General features: G+C 42.4%; 2 protein-coding genes. One reads left to right on the forward strand and one right to left on the reverse strand.

Annotated elements, in window-relative coordinates:
- Positions 1–590 (reverse strand): O-methyltransferase (locus RIG68_RS23320; RefSeq protein ID WP_350128047.1); only part of this gene is annotated, 590 nt, incomplete at its 3' end.
- Positions 591–1218: 628 nt separating this feature from the next.
- On the opposite strand from RIG68_RS23320, the gene RIG68_RS23325 reads away from it, so the two are divergent.
- Positions 1219–1613: carboxypeptidase-like regulatory domain-containing protein (locus RIG68_RS23325; RefSeq protein ID WP_350128050.1), on the forward strand; the 395-nt coding region annotated here is incomplete at its 3' end.

Below are 1613 nucleotides of genomic sequence, written 5' to 3' on the forward strand. Positions count from 1 at the left end.
ACCCGGGGATCGTCAGCTACTTTTTTGTTAAATGCCAGAATAGTGAGCGTATCAGGGTCGTCCTTTTTTCTGTTCTTCTCCAGCACCTTACCACTCCAGAGCACGTTGTCGGCCATGATGTATCCGCCTGGCTTCACTTTATCAATCACCAGGTCAAAGTAGTTGGTATAGTTTGCTTTGTCGGCATCGATGAATACCAGATCAAAAGTGGCCGCTAGTTTTGGAACCTCTGCCATGGCATCACCAATAATATACTCAATTTGCTCTCCGTAGGGAGATTCGCCTATGAATCTCCTTACGGTGCTTTCAAGCTCTCCATTAATATCGATGGTGGTCAGCTTTCCATTTTGCTGTAGCCCTTCGGCCAGGCAAATGGCCGAATAGCCGGTGTAGGTGCCAATTTCAAGAATTGATGTGGGTTTGATCATGTGCGAGAACATCGAAAGCACCCGGCCCTGGAAGTGCCCGGAAAGCATTCGTGGCCTGAGCACATTGAGATTTGTGTGCCTGTTTAATCGGCCTAACAGCTCAGGCTCGGGTTCGGTATGCCCCTCAATATAGCGGAAAAGATCAGCCTCGATGAAATCCATGATAAGGTTGTAAAATATTTGCTAGCGTAAAAATAAATTCAAAAATAGGCTTTAGAGATCGTTTTACATGTTTTTTTCAATAATAGCGAGGGAGTTGCTCGTTCTTTTTAACAATGAAACTCAAGCCTTGAATAATTCACATTTTGGTTATCAAATAGTTATGTGAGATTTTTTTGGGAATATCGGAAAAGTATAAAATCTGTTTTATATTGATCCCCGAAATAAATCTGGGAGCGGATTTAAGGAATAATTACTCGAAAACGGTTACGCAAACGATTTAAACGGATTTCCCGCAATCGATTGCAGTCAAATTTTCTTGGGAAAACTTGACACGTTAACAAATAATTTCTTTAAATTCGACAATTGCTCAGAACAATACCTACTTAAATTATTTGTTTTATGGTTCTTAGTTACAAGTGCCCCAAACGCTGTGCGCCATTTCCGAGTGCACGTTCTGCGACAGTTCCAGGCGCAAGCTTTTCCATTTCACTATCAGTACCTCTTTGTTCGTAACTGACTATTGGTTTGTTCAGATGCAGTAGAATGTATCTGGGCTGAAATGGCTTGCCCGAATTCAACGATGCCTTTTTCAAACAATTATATACAACTTCACTTAAACTACATTTTTATGAAAAAAGGATTACTGAAGTACATTTTTCCTTTGATCTGCCTGGCTCTGCTAGCAGTGGCTCCTGATGCCTCTGCACAGAACAGACAAGTAACAGGAAAGATAACAGATTCCGAAACTGGGGAAGGTTTCCCTGGTGTGAGCGTATTGGAAGTAGGAACTTCCAATGGTACAGTGACTGACCTTAACGGAAACTATTCCCTTTCGGTTGGCTCTGGTGCAAGACTTTCTTTCTCCTTCATTGGGTACGTTACCCAGGAAGTTGAAGTAGGGTCAAGAAGTGTGATTGATGTTCCTCTTGCGCTCGACGTAAAGCAGCTTCAGGAACTGGTAATCACTGGTTACACAGTTGATAACCGCCGTGAAACTTCCGGTTCTATCTCAACTGTAAAGCC

Source organism: Imperialibacter sp. (assembly GCF_040222385.1).
Classification (GTDB): domain Bacteria; phylum Bacteroidota; class Bacteroidia; order Cytophagales; family Cyclobacteriaceae; genus Imperialibacter.